At 59.4% G+C, this 18,359-nt stretch carries 18 protein-coding genes and 2 tRNA genes; 3 read left to right on the plus strand and 17 right to left on the minus strand.

Features of this window, described 5'->3' with window-relative positions; translation table 11 throughout:
- The first annotated feature begins 77 nt into the window (after window positions 1–77).
- Both DW029_RS01425 and DW029_RS01430 read left to right on the plus strand, forming a co-directional pair.
- Window positions 78–1,334 (plus strand): Nramp family divalent metal transporter, encoded by a 1,257-nt coding sequence (locus tag DW029_RS01425; RefSeq protein ID WP_118345100.1) that lies wholly within the window; start codon window positions 78–80, stop codon window positions 1,332–1,334.
- 267 nt (window positions 1,335–1,601) lie between these two features.
- Entirely contained in the window at window positions 1,602–2,684 is a 1,083-nt protein-coding gene (locus DW029_RS01430) for an IS1595 family transposase (protein WP_158553197.1), read from the plus strand.
- Between the two features lie 71 nt (window positions 2,685–2,755).
- Here the strand turns inward: DW029_RS01430 and DW029_RS01435 are convergent, their stop codons facing one another.
- The 7 genes from DW029_RS01435 to DW029_RS01465 all read right to left on the minus strand — a co-directional run bounded on the left by DW029_RS01435 (window position 2,756) and on the right by DW029_RS01465 (window position 6,252).
- A complete protein-coding gene (locus DW029_RS01435) occupies window positions 2,756–3,250 on the minus strand; it encodes a nucleotidyltransferase domain-containing protein (RefSeq protein WP_117635919.1) in 495 nt (164 codons plus the stop codon).
- A gap of 390 nt (window positions 3,251–3,640) precedes the next feature.
- Window positions 3,641–3,784 carry a rubredoxin-like domain-containing protein gene (locus DW029_RS01440; protein ID WP_035137395.1) on the minus strand — a complete coding sequence of 48 codons (144 nt, stop codon included), beginning with the start codon at window positions 3,782–3,784 and terminating at the stop codon, window positions 3,641–3,643.
- 90 nt (window positions 3,785–3,874) lie between these two features.
- Window positions 3,875–4,378 (minus strand): flavin reductase family protein, encoded by a 504-nt coding sequence (locus DW029_RS01445; protein ID WP_117743517.1) that lies wholly within the window; start codon window positions 4,376–4,378, stop codon window positions 3,875–3,877.
- A gap of 231 nt (window positions 4,379–4,609) precedes the next feature.
- Window positions 4,610–5,080, minus strand: coding sequence for an SsrA-binding protein SmpB (smpB, locus tag DW029_RS01450; RefSeq protein ID WP_006235325.1), 471 nt, complete (start codon window positions 5,078–5,080; stop codon window positions 4,610–4,612).
- Complete coding sequence (locus DW029_RS01455) at window positions 5,070–5,987, minus strand: hypothetical protein (RefSeq protein WP_118345101.1); 918 nt, start codon at window positions 5,985–5,987, stop codon at window positions 5,070–5,072. The genes smpB and DW029_RS01455 overlap by 11 nt, the downstream gene beginning before the upstream one ends.
- 97 nt (window positions 5,988–6,084) lie before the next feature.
- Window positions 6,085–6,161: transfer RNA gene (locus DW029_RS01460), tRNA-Glu, on the minus strand.
- Between the two features lie 17 nt (window positions 6,162–6,178).
- Window positions 6,179–6,252: transfer RNA gene (locus DW029_RS01465), tRNA-Gln, on the minus strand.
- Window positions 6,253–6,528: 276 nt separating this feature from the next.
- Between DW029_RS01465 and DW029_RS01470 the strand changes: the two genes are divergently transcribed.
- On the plus strand, window positions 6,529–6,939 hold the full coding sequence (locus tag DW029_RS01470) for a hypothetical protein (protein ID WP_117734388.1): 411 nt from the start codon (window positions 6,529–6,531) through the stop codon (window positions 6,937–6,939).
- 72 nt (window positions 6,940–7,011) lie between these two features.
- Here DW029_RS01470 and DW029_RS01475 read toward each other — a convergent pair whose 3' ends face one another.
- The 10 genes from DW029_RS01475 to ftsE all read right to left on the minus strand — a co-directional run bounded on the left by DW029_RS01475 (window position 7,012) and on the right by ftsE (window position 18,036).
- Complete coding sequence (locus DW029_RS01475) at window positions 7,012–7,371, minus strand: arsenate reductase family protein (RefSeq protein WP_006235321.1); 360 nt, start codon at window positions 7,369–7,371, stop codon at window positions 7,012–7,014.
- Window positions 7,372–7,463: 92 nt separating this feature from the next.
- On the minus strand, window positions 7,464–8,516 hold the full coding sequence (locus tag DW029_RS01480; RefSeq protein ID WP_117798610.1) for a MupG family TIM beta-alpha barrel fold protein: 1,053 nt from the start codon (window positions 8,514–8,516) through the stop codon (window positions 7,464–7,466).
- Window positions 8,517–8,633: 117 nt separating this feature from the next.
- The gene (locus tag DW029_RS01485; protein WP_035137407.1) at window positions 8,634–10,064 is read right to left on the minus strand and encodes a PTS transporter subunit EIIC; all 1,431 of its coding nucleotides are present in this window, start codon (window positions 10,062–10,064) and stop codon (window positions 8,634–8,636) included.
- Window positions 10,065–10,121: 57 nt separating this feature from the next.
- Entirely contained in the window at window positions 10,122–11,045 is a 924-nt protein-coding gene (gene murQ, locus DW029_RS01490) for an N-acetylmuramic acid 6-phosphate etherase (RefSeq protein ID WP_118345205.1), read from the minus strand.
- Window positions 11,046–11,055: 10 nt separating this feature from the next.
- On the minus strand, window positions 11,056–11,907 hold the full coding sequence (locus tag DW029_RS01495) for a MurR/RpiR family transcriptional regulator (RefSeq protein WP_118345102.1): 852 nt from the start codon (window positions 11,905–11,907) through the stop codon (window positions 11,056–11,058).
- 204 nt (window positions 11,908–12,111) lie between these two features.
- The gene (locus DW029_RS01500) at window positions 12,112–12,693 is read right to left on the minus strand and encodes a VanZ family protein (RefSeq protein ID WP_158572587.1); all 582 of its coding nucleotides are present in this window, start codon (window positions 12,691–12,693) and stop codon (window positions 12,112–12,114) included.
- A 104-nt stretch (window positions 12,694–12,797) separates the two neighbouring features.
- A complete protein-coding gene (locus tag DW029_RS01505) occupies window positions 12,798–13,403 on the minus strand; it encodes a recombinase family protein (protein WP_117734384.1) in 606 nt (201 codons plus the stop codon).
- A gap of 177 nt (window positions 13,404–13,580) precedes the next feature.
- Window positions 13,581–15,716: a ribonuclease R family protein gene (locus DW029_RS01510; RefSeq protein WP_118345104.1), complete on the minus strand. Its 2,136-nt coding sequence runs from the start codon at window positions 15,714–15,716 to the stop codon at window positions 13,581–13,583.
- A 192-nt stretch (window positions 15,717–15,908) separates the two neighbouring features.
- Window positions 15,909–16,829, minus strand: coding sequence for a permease-like cell division protein FtsX (gene ftsX, locus DW029_RS01515; RefSeq protein WP_117734382.1), 921 nt, complete (start codon window positions 16,827–16,829; stop codon window positions 15,909–15,911).
- Window positions 16,816–18,036 (minus strand): cell division ATP-binding protein FtsE, encoded by a 1,221-nt coding sequence (ftsE, locus tag DW029_RS01520; protein ID WP_117734381.1) that lies wholly within the window; start codon window positions 18,034–18,036, stop codon window positions 16,816–16,818. The genes ftsX and ftsE overlap by 14 nt, the downstream gene beginning before the upstream one ends.
- Between the last annotated feature and the right edge of the window lie 323 nt (window positions 18,037–18,359).

Below are 18,359 nucleotides of genomic sequence, written 5' to 3' on the forward strand. Positions count from 1 at the left end.
TATTAGTCTTGGTTAACTTTCGAGCCTAAAACGGGTATCCTTTGTGGCGTCAAACAAACGGCACGCAGGAGCGCGCCATGATCAACCATCTCAAACATCACTTTGACTCCCCGCGCACCGGTGGTCACGGAGGCCTAGACATTGCGCGGCATATCGGTCCCGGGCTGCTCGTCACCGTCGGCTTTATCGACCCGGGCAACTGGGCCTCCAATATGGCCGCGGGCTCGCAGTTTGGCTACGCGCTGCTGTGGATCGTCACGCTGTCCACGATTATGCTCATTGTGCTGCAGCACAACGCGGCACACCTGGGTATCGCCACGGGCGCCTGTCTTGCCGAGGCCACGACACGCTACCTCCCCCGCATCGTGGGACGCGCGGTGCTCGGCAGCGCCTACCTCGCGACCATCGCCACCGCCATGGCCGAGGTCCTGGGCGGTGCGATCGCACTTCAAATGCTCTTTGGCCTGCCCGTACGTGCCGGCTGCATCATCGTGGCGGCGGCATCGATTGCCATGCTCATGACAAGCTCCTACAAACGCGCCGAACGCTGGATCATCGCCTTCGTGGGCGTGGTGGGACTTTCGTTTTTAGCCGAGCTTGCGCTGGTCAAGGTCGACTGGCCGCAAGCCGCCACAAGCTGGATTACACCCAGTATGCCCACCGGCTCAGTCGCGATTATCGTAAGTGTCCTAGGCGCGGTCGTTATGCCCCACAATCTCTTCCTGCACTCCGAGGTCATCCAATCCATGCACTTCGAAGGCCAAGGCGAGCAGGTTATCGAAGAACGCCTGCGCTACGAGCTCTTCGACACGCTCTTTTCGATGGGTGTGGGCTGGGCAATCAACTCGGCCATGGTCATCCTGGCCGCAACGACCTTCTTTGCGCACGGCATTGTCGTAGACGACCTCGCCGTCGCAGCGGCCACGCTCTCCCCCATTCTGGGCCCGGCAAGCTCGACCATCTTTGCGGTGGCACTGCTGTTTGCGGGCATATCGAGTAGCGTGACGGCGGGCATGGCGGCGGGCACCATCACCGCGGGCATATTCGACGAGGAATACGACATCCACGACCGACATTCCTCGATCGGAGTGGCGGCCTGTTTCGTCGGCGCAGTGGCGGCGTGCCTGGTCGTCCCGAATCCTTTTGAGGGTCTCATTTGGAGTCAGGCACTGTTGTCGCTTCAGCTGCCGATTACGGTCTTTGTGCTCATACGACTCACCAGCTCGCCCCGCGTCATGGGCAAATACGCCAACTCGCGCCCGCTCAACGCGTTGCTCGTAGGGATCGGTGTCATCGTGACGATTCTCGACATCGTGCTGCTAACGGGGATGTAATGGGATGGCGTGACTGTCCAGATAAAACGTCTCAATCTGTAACAAGTGAGGCCGCTTGGAGCCCTTAGATGTTACAGATTGAGATTTTCTGAGAGATAGTTTCAGTTTGTCTCGATCTGTAACAAGTGGACCCAATTTCCTCGCCCAGATGTTACAGATCGAGATATTTCGTTGTGTTAGACCACTTTGGATAAGTGTCCTGCACGCAGTACACGCGACGGGGCCCCGGTTGTGACAATTCCATCATCAGGAGAGATGGAGGTTGCAATGGAAGACGTGCTCACCCAGCTGACGAGGCAGTTCCTCCCGCAGATGACGGCTGCCGAGAAGAGCAGGGTCCTGAGATCGCTCAAGGCGCTGATAGACGCGGAGCTTTTCGAACTCGCGGCAAGCGAGGGGGCGGAAGACGATCCCGACAGAGCCTGCCCCTGGTGCGGCTCCCCGCATTACGTGAAGAGGGGGCGAGACGGGCGCGGCCGTCAGCGGTTCCTCTGCCGAGGGTGCGCCAGGACCTTCACCGACGCCACCATGCGCATCTTCTCCACCACCAAGCTCGACAGGTCGGCCTGGATGAGGTTCGCGGAGTGCCACGTGGACATGCTCCCGCTGCGCGAGTCGGCGGAAAAGTGCGGCGTGTGCCTCAAGACGGCGTTCTTCATGCGCCACAGGCTGCTCGAGGCCATGGCCAAGCGCATGCCCGCCTTCCGCGTGGAGGCCGGCGGCGGGGCCGAGCTCGACGAGTGCTTCTTCAGGGAGAGCTTCAAGGGAAACCGCTCCAGGTCGGAGTCCGGCATGCCCAGGAAGCCCCGCACAAGGTCGCAGGGAACCGACGGGCACGAGAAGATATGCGTGCTCACCGGCATCAACGACGCCGGCGACATCTTCTACGAGATCGCGGGGAGGGGCGGCCTCGACGAGGCGGCAGCCAGGGAGCTGCTCGCCGACAAGCTCGCGGTCGGCGCGATAATCTCGACGGACCGTGCGCACGTGTACCGCCGCGTCCTGCCCGCCCTCGGCGTCGGCGCGCACATCGCCAGCAAGAGGGAGGAGCACGCCATCAACAGGGTGAACAGCCTCCACTCCCAGATGAGGCACTTCATCGGCAGGTTCCGGGGTGTCTCCACGAGACGCCTCGAGAACTACCTCGCCTGGTTCAAGTGGACATGGTGCTTCAAGGTCCGCAGGAGCGCGGACGAGCTCGCCGAGCTCATAGTGAGGCAGGCAGCCCGCGGCACGTACGAGAAGACCTGGCGCCAGTACAAGGTGACCCCCTATCCGTTCTACGAGTACTGGATCAAGCAGGCGAAATGGGACTCGCGTGCGCGGAGGGCCATATACGGCGTGGCGTGATGTCCAGGGCGGTCTGGCGCAGCGCATCTGCGGCAAGCGCTGAAGTCGTGCCCCGATGCAAATAGCAACAGCTAGCGATATTCTTCGGGAACGTCGAAACCGTACTCACGGCATAGGAGCATGACATCGTGGGCGTCGTGCTCGTCATGCTGATAGCCCAAGTGAAACAACAGCTGGCTTTCGGGGTCGATGCACGACACCTCCACCTCGCCGATGCGCCCCCTCCCCGAAAAGACCTCCCCGGGAAAACGATCTCCCTGATACAGAATATCGCCATTCTCGGCGAAATCGAAGCAATGCAGGTCGACGATGCGCCCCGCCTCGTCTTGCCACACCGTGTGATCTTCGGTGGTGAAAGATGCAGCCACCTCGGAAAACCCCTCATCAGCAATTAGATCCACGAACCTTTGGTAATCCCCGCGCTGAACGAACAGGTCGATGTCGTTATGAGCCCTGGTCTCACGCCCGACAAGCGCATCGACGCCCCAGCCGCCATCAAGGTATACGCCAATGCCCGCACCTGCGGAAAGGCCGATTATCCAACACGCATCATCCTTGGTGACCATAGGAGCTCCTTCGCTTTCGCCTGCTATCTAAGCAAGAAAGATTATAGGAAAAGTCCCAGTATCCAAAGCGGTCTAACACAACGAGATATTTCTTCAGCCCCAACCTTTTGTCTCGATCTGTAACAAGTAGAGGGGGTTTACGTGCCTAAATGTTATAGATTGAGATTTTGAGAATGATGGTTTTGGTTTGTCTCGTTCTGTAACAGGAAGACCCGTTTTGAGCCGTTAGATGTTGCAGGTTAAGACAAAAGGTCGGCCGGACTCACAACAGACAGGATCGGCTATAGCAGCCGTGATCCCTTGGGGACGGAGGAAAAGGGCCCCGGCCGGGATATCCGACCGGGGCCCTTGGACAGAGCTATATGTTGCTGCAAGTCGTGTGTCTACGAGCTACTCCTCGACGAGCTCAAACTGATCGGGACCGACGCCACACACCGGGCACACGTAATCCTCGGGCAGTTCGGGCGTGTCGACCTCTACCTCGTAACCGCAAACGGTGCACACGAACTTGTACGTCTTCTTTTCCTCGGCCATGATGTTCTCCTCTCGAACGTGGCTGCTGATGTACTTTGCTTAATTAGTATATATTCTTAATAATATAATGCAAGAAGTTTTACCGCATTTCTACCCTTGGTACGAAGACGCCTTGGGCGGCGTCTTGCCCTTCAGGACCTTATGGTAGTAATCGTAGGTGAGCGGCGTCTCGTCGCTCAGGCGCTCGGCATCCTCGACCTCGCCGATAAACAGTAGATGCGTGCCCACATCCACTGTGTCGATCAAACGGCAGCTAAACAAGGCTGCCGCATGCTCGGGAACATAGGGCATGCCCAGTGCGGTCTCGCGCGTCTCGTACTTGGCAAATTTGTCATAGTTGCTGCTGGTACGGAATCCAAAGTTACCAATGTAGGGCATATCGGCCGTCTGATCGATCACGGTCAGCGCAAAGGCCTTGGCAGACGAGATAACGCTAGACGTGACATTTTCCTTGTTCACGGCAACCGAAATGCGCGGCGGCGTGGACGTCACCTGCACCGCGGTGTTGATAATGCAGCCGGCGCGCGACCCATCTGCCGCGGCACTCACCACATACAGCCCGCACGGCATCGTAAAGAACGCAGTTTTATCCAAAACGACCACTCCCCTAACTCGGAATTGAGCCTTGCAGATGTATATACCCCCAATGAGACATATGTGTCAGAACGGTAAGAAAAATGAGACACACGCAGCTGCGGTGAAAAGTCCCTGTTTAAGCCTGGATACCCAACAAACAGGAACTATTCCACCGCAACTTGCGAGGAGCAGACCGGGAGTACGACAACAGTGATGGATGAATATCCCTCCCCGCCCGGATATCAACTCTTAGCGATTACGCTCCTTAAGCGCGCGATCGATTTCGCGCTGAACGTCACGTTTGGCCATGTCCTCGCGTTTGTCGTAGAGCTTTTTGCCACGGCCCAGGCCCAACAGCAGCTTAACGCGACCATCGGTATTAAAGTAGAGCTCGAGCGGCACCAGTGCATAACCGCGGTTGCGTAGTTTGCCGTCAAGAAAATCAATCTCCTTGCGATGCAGCAGCAGACGGCGCCGGCGATCGGGATCACGGTTCCACACGCCACCGTGACTATAGGGATGGATGTGCAAACCCACCAGCCAGCACTCGCCGCCGCGAATCAGCGCAAAAGTATCGGTAATCTGACAGGCGCGCTCGCGAATCGACTTGACCTCGGTACCGCTCAACTCAATGCCGCATTCGAACGTCTCGTCGATAAAGTATTCGTGATGCGCCGAACGATTCTTGGAGATGAGCTTGCGCTCGCGCTTACTGGGCATCGCCGGCCTCCTCGGCGTCATCGGCTTTCCCGCTCGCGGCCTCGCGTTTGGCCTTGCGCTCGGCGTTGAGCTCGGCATCGCTTTCGCGCACCAGCTTAATGATCGCCGCACATGCCTCCTCGCCCACCAGGTCGCGGGCACGGACCGTCAGGCGCGTAGCCTCCTGCTTGTCACCGTCGCTCGCAGCGTCGGTCGCACACATAATCAGACAAATGGCAATCTCGGCCGAAGGCGAGGTCGGTACGCCCTGCAGGGCGAGCTCACCCATCACGTGGTCGTCGCTCTCATCGGCGGCATCCGGATAGGTGGTATGGATCTTATTGAGCAGGCGCGTCGTATGCGCATCATTGGGCGCCAGGCGCAGCGCCAGACGCGCGCAGCCCACGGCAGCCGAAATGTTCTCGGTCTCGGGCTCCAAGAAGTACTGACCCAAGTTGGTGTAGGCGCGTGCGGCGCACTTACCGTCGCTCGCGCGCTCCAGCACCGAGAACGAGAGCGATGCCCACTCCTGCTTGTCCTCGAGCGCACGGAACAGCTCGGCCAAGTCCAAGCGATAGTTGCAGTTCATGGGATCCCAACGCACGGCCTGCATCAGGGCATTCCGAGCACTCACATAATCCTGCTGGCGGATGTAGGCAAACGCCATGTCGGAGTACAGGCGGTCAAAGGGAACCTCGACCTGCACCAGCTCGCGCGGATCCTTCTCCACGCGGCGATAGGCCAGACGCTCAAACTTACTATCGAAGCTAAAGTACTGGCGCTTCTCCTCCGTCTTGCACTCAGCGTCGATATACTCCTCGGCGAGCTCAACCAGACGCTCCAGCAGCGGCGTCGCCGTAGCCAGGTCGCCCTGCGCCAGATAGTTCTCGGCATACGTGATGTCTTCCAAGCTGATAGGCAGGTCCATGACAACTCCTCGGTCCGGGCGGCAGACTCAACGCGCGCCTTAAATATCGGTCAATACGCAAAACCCGGGTCTCTTACGAGGCCCGGGCGTTCAATTTTGGTAGCCCGTACCAGATTCGAACTGGTGATCTCCGCCTTGAGAGGGCGGCGTCCTAAACCGCTAGACGAACGGGCCATATGTAGCAAATGCAATGGCTGGGATGGAGGGAGTCGAACCCCCATTGACGGAACCAGAATCCGCTGTCCTGCCATTAGACGACATCCCAATGACTGCATCGCTGCGCTCGGCTGTGCCTTTGCGCAAGAAAGAAATATACGGGAAGTACCGCCGTGACGCAAGCCCCAATTTTGACTTTTTTGAAATTCAGTCAAATTGGCCTAATTTAGTCCAGCCCGTGAAGGACCTGTGAAGCCGACCGCTGCACACGAAGGGCAAAACGCCGCGAGCGGTAGCCGTCAACCGTTGGCAGATTCTACCGCGAAAACGATAGCACCAGGCAACACAATCGAAGTATCAATGATCGCGTAGATATCGAGGCGCCGTGGACGAAGAGCTTGATTACCTATGGGAGACCCTGGGCCTCGAGATCACTGCTGACCTTTGGCCCGAACGGGACAAGATCCATCCCACACTGCGCCCCGCCATCACGGTGATGCAGGCAAACTACCGCCGCGCCTCATTTTTGATCATGCGGATGTCATGGCACGCGGGACTCCCCGACCTTAAGCGAATCCAGGCAAGCCTCGTCGAGCTGTCCGGTATGCCGACCGTCATATCCGAGGCGCACCTGGAGCAGCGCCAGCGCGAGCGACTGCAACAGCAGCGGATTCCCTTTATCTGCCCCGGCGTTCAGGCATATCTGCCCTTTATGGACGAGGAGTACTGGAGCGGCAAGCCCAACAAGCACGTAAAGGTCTACGATCCGCACGAATGGACACAGCTCGAGGATTGAGCCGAGCGAGCCCGCCGATGGAAAACACGTCCCGCCCCGAGCGCTCAAAACGGGTCGCACTTTCCGCAGCCGCTACAGCAACGCCTCGGCCCAAGCCGCTTCCCTAAAGCCGGGAATCGCAAAGTCGTCGCCCACCAGCAGCGGACGCTTGACCAGCATGCCGTCGGTCGCCAGCAGCTCGTAGCACTCCCGATCCGTCATGCCCGCATCCAGACGCGCCTTCAGGCCCAGCTCTCGATATTTCATGCCCGACGAATTAAAGAAGCGCCGCACCGGCAGCCCCGAACGAGCAATCCAGGTCGCAAGCTCATCAGCCGTGGGATTGTCCAAAACGATATCGCGGTCGATATACTCTACCCCGTGTTCGTCCAGCCATGCCTTAGCCTTCTTACAGGTCGAGCACTTGGGATATTCAACAAACAGTACAGTCATGGGAATCCTCCGAATATAGATCGGCCAACGCAGGCACACGCCACACGAGGCGCCTTCGCACGATGGCCCAATTGTAGCCCACGGGTCACACGCTAAACGAACCGTACCCCGAATCCGCGTTTGATGAACGGCAGCAGTTCCATTGCCTCGGGCGTGATATGGCCCGCAACGTTCATGCGCTCGTCACCGGGAAGATCGACCCGAGCAATCTCAAGCTCGCCTTCGTAGCGCCCATAGCCGCTATTGCTCACAGCGATCGACCCCGCCTTTCGCGGCAGGCCGGCTCCGGCATCCGTCGGCACGGAATCCGGCTTATGCGTCGTGCGCGACTCCTGAGACCTAAAGATGAGGACGCTCGAATCGGGCCGGTCGTGATGAATCTGCCCACGTACGTAGGCATAACTGGACTCAAGCTCGCATTGCAAGTCCACGTATCCGGCGGAAACTTGAGCAAACTGCGCCCAGCCCGCATCGGAAAGATCGGGGTCGCCGACCAACACAATGTCGCAATCGGCGCCATGTGCGAGCTCAAGCATGTTGAGGGCAACCTTTGACGCGCGACCGCGCTGCGTCTCAACCGTCGGCAGCCCCTCGAATACCGGCCCGCGAACGTTAGCATCACCCGGCACAAAAGCCATGATTTCGAATCCAAGCGCCGCAAGACGAAGATTCACCCGAGCAATGTCCTCCAGAGCTAAGCCGGTATAAGGCTTGGGGTAAAAATTGTGGCAGGCGGCAAAACGAGTCACATCGGCACCGGCCTCACGCCACGATGCGATTTCATCAGAACTCACCGTCGATGCATTGACCACAATGCGAAATACACCGGACAGCTCCGCGACCCGCTGGGCGCTAAAGCCATAGTCCAAACGAAGGTATTCCAACCCCAGATCGCGCAGGTCCTCGATGCGCTCAAGCCCGAGCAAATCGCACGTGCGCGGCCCCACATCGGCAATGAGCGCAATGCCGCGGGCGGAAAGCAGCGACAGCACATGACGGACCTTATCGGCATACGCCGCTCCCCCATCCTCGGGAATATGCAGTGAGGTAAACGCATAGCGCGCACCCGCCGCAGCACCGCGCTCAATCGTCCGCTCAATATCCTGCAGAGGGCTGGAAAGATAAATCGAAATACCCGTTTTCACGCTTCAACGCTCCTTTAAAAAAGGCCGGCGGAGCAGTTAGCCCCGCCGGCACAACCATAGCATCAAGAAATCTGCCGCGCGCCGCGAGCTCTGAGCAACACGGCTCGCGATATCAAACTACTCGCCAAAGAACTCGTTGATCTTCTGCTCGTCGACGCCAAAGAACCACGTCAGGACAAAGCCGGCGGCATAGGCAAGCAGCATAGCGGCAACGTAGCCGAGCTGCTGGCCCGGAACGACGATCAGCAGGCCAAACAGACCGGAAACGCCCTGAGAAACCGTGCCGATGTGAAGCAGCGCCGCGAGCGCGCCACCAAATCCGGCACCCAGGCAGGCCGTCACAAACGGGCGAACGAGCGGCAGCGTAACAGCATACATCAGAGGCTCGCCCACACCCAGGATTCCAACGGGAATGGACTCGGCGACGTACTTCTTGAGTTTGGCGTTCTTGGTCTTAAAGTACAGCGCCAGACCGGCACCGACCTGGCCGCCGCCAGCCATCATAAGGATGGGCAGCAGGTAATTGATACCCTTGGTAGCGCCGTCGGGATCGTTGAGCATAGCGTGGATCGGCGTGAGCGCCTGATGCAGGCCGACGGACACCAGCGGCAAGAAACCCGCCGACAGGATATAGCCGCCCAGGACGCCCAGCTTCTCGAAGATAAAGGTCAAAACGCTAAAGATGGCAGTCGTCAGCCATGCGCCAACCGGCTGGATGACGAGCATCAGAGCAAAGGCGCCGATGATGAGCACCAGCAACGGGGACAGGAACGTGTCGAGTGCGTTGGGCATAACCTTGCGAATCTGACGCTCCATCCAGGCAAAAAATGCACCAGCGATGAGAGCCGCGATCATGCCGCCCGCTGCGGGGTTGTACTGCGCATTGGTAAGCGGCAGCAGAATGGCAGTGGCAGGATCAGCCGCGCCAGGCGCAAGCAGGGGCATGGCACTGTTGGCGATACACATCATGCCGGCGATGCCGCCCAGCGCAGCGGAGCCACCAAACTCACGTGCCGCGTTATAGCCCACCAAGATGGGCAGATAGGCAAACAGGGCCCAGCCCATGGAACGAATGCCCTGGTACCACCACTCGCCTGCAAGCGCGCCTGCCGTCGAGACGTTAATGACGTTGCAGATACCGTTGATGAGACCAGCCGCAATGATGCCGGGAAGCAGGGCGACGAAGACATTGGAAATCTTCTTGAGGAAGGCCTGAACCGGCTTGGACTCGTACTTGGCCTTCTGCGCGGCCTTGTTTGTGGCCGCAGCGTCAACCACGCTCTCGTCAGCAACGCCTTTCGCAAGGCCGGTGAGCTTGGAGAACTCCTCGAGCACCTTATTCACCTTGCCCGGACCCAGCACGATCTGCATCGTGTCGTCCTCGACCAGGCCCATCACGCCGTCGAGTGCCTTAATACCCTCCGTGTCGACGTTGCCCGTGTCTTTGACGGTCACGCGCAGGCGCGTCATGCACGCCGCGTTTGCGAGCACGTTGTCTTTACCGCCCAAAAGGTCCAGCAGCTTTTGAGCCAGCTCTTTGTTCGTCATAACTCCTCCTTGTATTGGGTATCTCGTTTGGATGTCATATCAGCTCACGCCGCGCACCTATTGGGCATCGGCATTGCTCTTCTCATGGCCACTCACCGCAGCACGGACATTGCCGCGCGCCCGCTCAAGAGCTACCGCAGCCTGCTCGGCATCGCAGTCCAGCAGTACCGAGACAATAGCGGTTTTTACGTGGCCGTCGGCATCTGCAAGCGCCTGAACAGCGCGCTCGCGCGTGCAGCCGGTCGCCTCCATCACGATGTTCTGTCCGCGCACCACCAACTTCTCGTTCGTCTGCTGCACGTCGACCATCAGGTTTTGGTATACCTTGCCGATCTTGACCATGGCACCGGTCGAAATCATGTTGAGGATGAGCTTTTGAACCGTTCCCGCCTTGAGCCTCGTTGAGCCGGTCAGCACCTCGGGACCAGGCACGGGCTCAATGGCAAGATCTGCGCTCTCCCCGATCTTCGACCCTTGGTTGCAGGCAATTGCAATGGTCTTGCACCCAATTGCCTTGGCGTACACAAGGCCGCCCACCACATAAGGAGTACGGCCGCTTGCTGCCAGGCCAACGACAAAATCCTTGTCCGAGAGTCCACGCTCTCGCAGGTCGTTCGCGCCAAGCTCCTCGCTGTCTTCGGCACCTTCGACAGCCTTGATAAACGCCGTCTCGCCTCCGGCAATGAGCCCGACAATCAGATCGGGTGACACGCCAAACGTGGGTGGACACTCCGAAGCGTCGAGTACGCCCAGACGACCGCTGGTGCCTGCGCCCATGTAAAAGACGCGCCCGCCGCGCTCGAGCGCCTCGGCAGCCCAGTCGATTGCCGTGGCAACCTGGGGCAGCACTTTCGTGACTGACTGGACGGCACGAAGATCCTCATCGTTCATCGTCGTGACGATTTGCAGCGATGTCATCGTATCGAGGTCCATTGACCTTTGATTACGCTGTTCGGTCGTGAATTTTGTTAAATCGAGCATTTCATTCACCTCATCTTTCCTGTTTCTCGATGTAGTTTTGCTTAATGACATGCGTCGCCCGTTCGTAGTCGCTGGCAACGTAAGCAGCGTACAGGGCATCGACAACCATAAGCTGGGCCATACGCGAAGCCATGGCACCGCTGCGGACCAAGGGTTCACTCGCAGCGACGCCGAGCACGGCATCGGCCATGGTGGCAAGCTTGGATGATCCATCTACTTTGGTAACGGCCACAACGGGACAGTTGTGGCGTTGAGCCTCGGCGGTGCAGTCCAGCACCTCTTGCGTCAAGCCCGAGTAGCTAAAGGCGATTGCCATATCGCCCTCATGCATGTTCTTGGCACATAAGAGCTGATCATGCCAGTCGTCGTACAGATGGCACTCTTTGTCGACACGCATGAGCTTTTGCGCCAGGTCGTGCGCGACCAAACGAGAGGCACCAATACCGAACAGATTGACCGCGCGTGCCCGCTTAAGACGGGCCGCGCATCGCTCCAAGACGGTGTAATCGAGCGTTCGCGCCGTCGCCTCGATCGTGCGCACGTTGCTTTTCATCACCTTCCCCACGATACGTTCGACGCTGTCATCCATGGAGATGTCCTCGAGGGCTATGTCTTTCTTGTCACCTAAGAGCGCCAGCTCGGCAATCAGTTCGCGCTGGAGCTCCTTGTAGCCCGCAAAACCCAAACGCTTGCAAAAGCGCAAAATGCTCGAGGGCGAGGAGAACGTGACATCGGCAAGACCGCGGACGGACAGCCCGACCACCTCGTGCGGATGAGCGCTTACATATGCGATGACATTGCGTTCCGCCGGGCTCGCGCTGAGCTCACGCTCGCGAAGCCGCAAAAGCAATCCGTTTGCCATCTCAAACACCTCCGTTGAGAAGAATTAAAGACCAACGAACGATTCGTACCGGATACAAACAGCTTTTGCGGTACATTGTGCCGCATCGTGGCGCACAAAGGGCGAGCGTTCTACCGCTCGCCCCTCAAATCCGACCGCTCGGAAATACGCGCGACACAAAATAATTCAACGAGGTTGCATTATCAGAAACGGGTTTGTTACCGGCTAGCGCCTCGCATGGGCGCCGATCGGCCGAGTCGCATGGCGCACCAACGCCGCTGCCAGCAATACCAACAGCATGGCGGTGACATAGCCCGCAGCATCGAATCCTAAATCGATAACGTCGAAATGCCTGCCGGGAACAAAGATCTTATGCACCTGATCGCCAACGGAGCAGGCGGCGCAAAAGAGCAATACGGGCACGCAACGGGAGCATACGCTCCACGGACGCCTGGAAAGACAAACCACGACCACGGAGGCGAATAATCCGACGAAGAAAAACTCTACGGTATGGGCAACGCGACGGACGTTTGTGCCCACCCACATGCGAATGGAAGCAAGTCGGCCAGACCGGACATTCGAGGCAGCCGAATCGGAGCGCCCGGTCATTCCGTTCTCTGTCTGGGCTTCACCCGTGGCATCGGCAGCCTGAACGCCCGTAGCCTGACCCTCCACCACACGCGCGGTGGACTCGCTCAGCAACGACGTCTCCACCGCATTTTGCTCCGTCAGCACCCAGATGCCCGCCAGCGTTGCAACGAACAGAACAATCGCGGTCCATCCGATTATTTGTTTTACGCGCGCCAAGGGCCAACCTCCTTTTTTGAATATCAGCGAGTGTAGCCCCAAATGGCATCGTCACCGTATCAAAATTTGAATCGCAACAGGAAGCGACAAAGCGACGCAAACCCCTACCCCGACTCGCGCATCCAGCGATCGAACGTCCCCACGCACACGCCCAGGCGCTTTGCCGCCTGGCTGCGGGTAATATCGCCTGCCTCATAGCTATCGCGCACCAGCTCAAACTGAGGAGGGCACGGCTTGCGAGGTCGACCGAAACGGACCCCTCGCGCCCGCGCCGCTGCAATTCCCTCCGCCTGGCGCCGATGGATATTCTCGCGCTCCACCTGCGCCACGTAGCTCAGCAGTTGCAGCACTATATCGGCAATCAGGGTGTTGGTCACATCCGGCGCGCCGCTGGCCCTGGCGCGCGTGTCAAGCAATGGCATGTCCAACACCACAATGGCAACTCCGAGCTCCTTGGTAATGCGTCGCCATTCCTCAAGAATCTCGGAGTAATTACGACCAAGTCGGTCGATAGAAAGCACCACCAGCACGTCCCCGTCTCCCAGGACGTGCAGCAGCTCGCGATAACGCGGTCGATCGAAGTCCTTGCCGCTCGCATGGTCGGCATAAATATTCGCCGAGCCCACGCCATAGGCGCCCAGCGCATCCAGCTGCCGATTAAGATTCTGATCGCGCGAACTCACCCGCGCATAACCGTACACCGTCGCCATCTCATCCCCGCTTTCTTGTAAACCTGCCAAAAAGGGACAGGTTTATTTTGGTAGGTTTTACCTCTCAAATAGCAGGTAAGCGGGCGGCCGAGCAGACGGCAAGGTAGCCACGATTCAAATGCGGAGGGCGGCCCCGAAAGACCGCCCTCCACTCTCCCGCCACGAGTCGGGATTTAGCTAATGGATAAGCTTAAAGTCCAAGTGCCCGCGCGTGGTATTGACGCGCGAGACCTCGATGATCACGCGCTGCCCCAGCTCGTAACGAGTGCCCGTGTCGGCGCCCGTCAGCGTAAGCGTATCCTCGTCGAACTCGAACCACTCGTTGCCCAGGCTCTTGATCGAAACCAAGCCTTCGACCTGCGTCAGGTCCAAGCGCACAAAGAGGCCCATGCTGCTAACCCACGAGACCGTTCCGGCATAGCGCTCGCCCAGGCGATCCTCGTAGTACTGGGCAATCTTGATCTTTTGCGTCGCGTGGCTGGCGGCGTCGGCCGCGCGCTCGGCATCGCTGCACGCACGGCAAATTTGCGGCAGAATGCGCGGAAGCGACTCCCGGCCTTTTCCGATCAGCCTGGGCGTACGCACTAAGGCGTCTTTTCCACCCAGCTGTTCGTATGCCAACTGCAGTTTGAGCACGCGGTGCACCACCAGATCGGGGTAGCGACGGATGGGACTCGTAAAGTGACAGTAGCACGGCGCGGCGAGCGCAAAGTGGCCCTCGTTACGCGGTTTGTACAGCGCGCGCTGCATGCTGCGCAGAAGCAGCGTGTTGACGAGCGGTGCGTTGGCCGTACCGGCGGCAGCATCAACTGCAGCCTGTAGTTCATCGGGACTCCCCAGGGCAATACCGGCAGCACGGCGATCGTCGATGATGCCGAGCTGCGCCAGCGCAACGGCGGCACCGTGCAGGCTATCGGGGCTCGGATCCTCATGCACGCGATAGCAGGCCTCGATATCACGGTCTGCCAGCCACTCTGCAATGCACTCGTTGGCGAGCAGCATGGCTTCCTCGATAAGCGACGTAGCACACGAACGCTCACGCGCGACAATCTGCATGGGTACTCCGTCCTCATCCAATAGAGCGCGGATCTCGGCCGTGTCAAAATCGACTGAGCCGCGGGCGCGACGAATGCGACGGCGAAGTTCGGCGAGTTCGTTGGCGGCGACAAGGAAATCGCCGAGATCGACGTTGCAGCCGCGAGCGGCCTCCTCGCACGCAAGACCGCGCTCAAGCGCTTCCTCGCGCGAGGTCTCGGCAGCCGCAACATCCTCGGCCGCACCCTCCAGCACCGAATACTCAACCGCGCCGGCACGCACCAGCAGCGCCTCGGCGCCGTCATAATCCATGCGCACACGCGAACGAATCACGCTGGGGTACGGATCGTAATGGCGAACGCGGCCCTGCGCATCGAGCTCAATGTCAACGGTAAACGCCAGACGGTCCTCGTCAGGGCGAAGCGAGCACAGGTCACAGGACAGGCGTTCGGGCAGCATGGGAAGCACGCGATCGGCCAGATACACCGATGTCGTACGATGGCGAGCCTCAAGATCGATATGCCCGTTCCAAGCCACATAGTGAGAAACGTCAGCGATATGCACACCCAGTTTGTAGCCGCCCCCGGGTGTGCGCTCCAGCGAAATGGCATCGTCAAAGTCACGCGCGTCGACCGGGTCGATCGTGATGACAAAGCGGTCGCGCAGGTCGCGGCGAAGCGGATCTTTAAGCGCCGCGGTCACATCGAGCGAAAGTTCCTCGGCGTCGTCCAGCGCGGCCTCGGGATAGCTATCGGTATAGCCGTAACGCGCCATCACATATTGAACGCCCAAATCGGGCGCGTCATCTCCGCCAATGCGGCGCTCGATCGTCACGGTGCCCGATTCCAGGCGCGTCGGGTAGGTCAAAATGCGCGCGACAACGGCATCACCCGGGTGGACGCCCAGACAATCCGCCGAGGTATCCTCGGGCAGAATGAAGAAGTCGGCCTTCAGACGCGAATCGAGCGGCTCGATCACACCAAGCGGACCGGCGGTCTGGTACGTGCCCACCACGCTTATGGCTGCGCGCTCAACCACGCCTTCGATCACGGCGCGCCGTTCACCGTGTGGGCTGTTCTTAATGCTCACGGCAACGGTATCTCCATCCATGATCTCGCGCTTACCGCGACCCATGACCTTGTAGTCGCCGTTTTCGGTTACAACGTAGGCGCTATGCTCATGGAGCTGCACGCGTCCGGTCAGGCTCGGACGGCGTTCGCTGCGCACCGGCCCGCGCTTATTGCGAGCTCCACGCTTATGCTTATTATTGCGCCCCATGGCGCCTCCTAACTATCGATGGTCGTTTACACCCCAAGAGTCTACCCAAATGGTCCTTAGGGGGCGGAGGAAAACGGATCACATAGATAGACCAGCGCCACGATGATCCGCAATCCTGCCGTTCCCTAGGGATCAAAAAACGGGTCGCCCCATAAGAGACGACCCGTTGGAAGGGGTGAATTCCAGGCATGCCTACACGCGCAGGTAGCGGCGCATGGCGATGGCAGAACCAAAGAGACCGATAATCACGCCGACCAGAATCAGCGCAGCATAGGTCACCAGGTAGTACTGCATCGGCAGGGCAAACGACATCCAGCCGATGCTCTCCTGCAGACGCGGAATCATCAGATTACGCAGCAGCTCCAGAACGCCGATGGAAAGCAGCGAGCCCAAAATGGCCTGCAGTACGCCCTCGGTGATAAACGGGCCACGAATGAAGCCGTTGCTGGCGCCGACCAGACGCATAATCGCAATCTCACGACGACGCGCCGTGATGGACAGGCGAATCGTGTTGTTGATGAAGATGAATGCGATAAAGGTCAGAAGGCCAACGAGCACCACGGCGGCGATGCGGATGTAGTTGGTCACCTGGAACAGGCGGCTCACTTCCTCCTGGCCGTACAGCACGCTCGCGTTGACGTCGCCGTCATCCGCGATCTTCTGGAAATCGGCATTCTTCTTGAGCTTCTTGGCCGTGCTTTCGACCTGAGACGGATCGTCCATCTCAATCGCGAACGAGGCCGGAAGCGGGTTCTGGCCGTCGAGCGCACTCATGGTGGCATCGGCGTTGCCCGACATCTTGCTCGTATACTCGGCCAGCGCGTCGTCCTTATCCTTATAGGTCACGGACTTGACGTTACTCCACGTCTTGAGCTCGGCCTCAAAGGCCTGGACGTCCGCCTGGTCGGCATCATCGCTGATGAATGCGTTGATAACAACCTGATCCTCGACGGTGCCGATCACGGAGTTCAGCATCGCGGAGCCCATAATGAACAGACCGATGATAAACAGCGAAAGGAAAATCGTGATGACGGCGCCGAGCGAGGTAGTCCAGTTACGGAAGAAGTGGCTGATTGCCTCTTTGAAGGAGTAGCCCACGTTAGTTGGTGCCATAGTTGCCGTAACCTCCCCTCTCCTGGTCGCGGATAACGTGGCCGCCCTCGAGGGCGATCACGCGACGGTGCATGCTATCGACCATCTCGCGGTCGTGCGTGGCGACGATCACGGTGGTGCCGGTGCGGTTAATACGCTCGAGCAGCTTCATGATGCCCAGCGAGATCGCCGGGTCGAGGTTGCCCGTCGGCTCGTCGCAGATCAGCAGCGGCGGACGGTTGACCATAGCGCGGGCGACGGCAACGCGCTGCTGCTCGCCACCGGAAAGCTGGTCGGGCAGCGAGTCCATCTGATCGGCCAGACCGACCAGGCGCAGCACCTCGGGCACCTGACTGCGAATGACGCCCTTGGGCTTGCCGATGCACTGCAGGGCAAACGCCACGTTTTCGTAGGCGGTCTTTTGCGGCAGAAGCTTAAAGTCCTGGAACACGGCGCCAATCTGGCGGCGCAGGAACGGAACCTTGCGGTTCTTGATCTTCATGAGGTCCTGACCGGCAACCAGGATGCGGCCACTCGTCGGCTTGACGTCGCGGTTGAGCGTCGATAGCAGCGTGGTCTTACCCGAGCCGGAGTGACCGACCAGGAAGACGAACTCGCCCGGATAGATCTCGATGTTGATATCGTCGAGCGCGGGCTTGTTGGGCTGTGCCGGATAGATCTTGGTGACATGCTCCATAAGGATGACGGGCTCGACACCGGCCTGCTTGGCCATCTTCTTGCGGCTGGCCTGCGGATCGATGGGCGCAAACACCGACGTAAAATCGGGATTGTTGAGCGCGTTATCGAGGCTTGCGACCTCGGCTGCCTGATCGCTCTTGACCACCGGGGCAGCAGGCTGCGTGGGGTCGGGAATAGCGGCAAAGAGGCCGGACTGCGCAGGCTGAGGAACCGGCGTCGCAGGGGCCATGGGGTCGGGAATGCCGGCCATGGTAGGCTGCGGCGTGGCGGCGCCAGCCTGAGGCTGCTCCACGCGAGCGGTCACGGCCTGAACGGGCTCAAAACCCGCCGTGCCGGAAAGCGCGACATCGCTGGTGGGATTGTAGGCAAAGGGATCGGATGCCGGCTGTGCCTGATCTGCCGGCTGAGCGGGGGCCTGAGCAACAGGCTGGCCCTCTGAATCCGGAGTGGCGAAACGACTGCCCTGGACGCCTGTCTGCGTCTTGGGGGCATCATCGCCCGCACCGGAGGTACGGAAGTGGTTACCCACTGGTGCTCCTTATCGTCGTGCGTTTAAACTACATGAGCGCTTTGTATTTTAGCAGCATTAGCTTTGCTGCACATAAGAAGCATGGCGGGGTTTGGTCTCACCGGCCGCGCGTAGGGTTACCTCCCAAATCGTCCTCGGACATGTCGGAGCCCCCGCTGCGCACTACGTGCGGCGGGGCTCCTCCGTCCTGCGGAAAGATTTGGGAGGTAACCCTACGCGCGGCCTGCGGCTACTAAGGGGCCGCCGCGTTTATCTTACGGTGCTGCATATACAAAGTTGGAAGGGTCTGAATTGCACTTTGCTGGTCTGGGCCCGTTTCCCGG

This window comes from Collinsella sp. AF38-3AC (assembly GCF_003474365.1).
Classification (GTDB): Bacteria; Actinomycetota; Coriobacteriia; order Coriobacteriales; family Coriobacteriaceae; genus Collinsella.

Bases quoted from the DNA above. Each gene is read 5' to 3' on its own strand.
- DW029_RS01425 (WP_118345100.1), top strand. From the start codon at position 78: ATGATCAACCATCTCAAACATCACTTTGACTCCCCGCGCACCGGTGGT.
- DW029_RS01430 (WP_158553197.1), top strand. From the start codon at position 1,602: ATGGAAGACGTGCTCACCCAGCTGACGAGGCAGTTCCTCCCGCAGATG.
- DW029_RS01435 (WP_117635919.1), bottom strand. From the start codon at position 3,250: ATGGTCACCAAGGATGATGCGTGTTGGATAATCGGCCTTTCCGCAGGT.
- DW029_RS01440 (WP_035137395.1), bottom strand. From the start codon at position 3,784: ATGGCCGAGGAAAAGAAGACGTACAAGTTCGTGTGCACCGTTTGCGGT.
- smpB (WP_006235325.1), bottom strand. From the start codon at position 5,080: ATGCCCAGTAAGCGCGAGCGCAAGCTCATCTCCAAGAATCGTTCGGCG.
- DW029_RS01455 (WP_118345101.1), bottom strand. From the start codon at position 5,987: ATGGACCTGCCTATCAGCTTGGAAGACATCACGTATGCCGAGAACTAT.
- DW029_RS01475 (WP_006235321.1), bottom strand. From the start codon at position 7,371: ATGACTGTACTGTTTGTTGAATATCCCAAGTGCTCGACCTGTAAGAAG.
- DW029_RS01485 (WP_035137407.1), bottom strand. From the start codon at position 10,064: ATGACGAACAAAGAGCTGGCTCAAAAGCTGCTGGACCTTTTGGGCGGT.
- murQ (WP_118345205.1), bottom strand. From the start codon at position 11,045: ATGCTCGATTTAACAAAATTCACGACCGAACAGCGTAATCAAAGGTCA.
- DW029_RS01495 (WP_118345102.1), bottom strand. From the start codon at position 11,907: ATGGCAAACGGATTGCTTTTGCGGCTTCGCGAGCGTGAGCTCAGCGCG.
- DW029_RS01505 (WP_117734384.1), bottom strand. From the start codon at position 13,403: ATGGCGACGGTGTACGGTTATGCGCGGGTGAGTTCGCGCGATCAGAAT.
- DW029_RS01510 (WP_118345104.1), bottom strand. From the start codon at position 15,716: ATGGGGCGCAATAATAAGCATAAGCGTGGAGCTCGCAATAAGCGCGGG.
- ftsX (WP_117734382.1), bottom strand. From the start codon at position 16,829: ATGGCACCAACTAACGTGGGCTACTCCTTCAAAGAGGCAATCAGCCAC.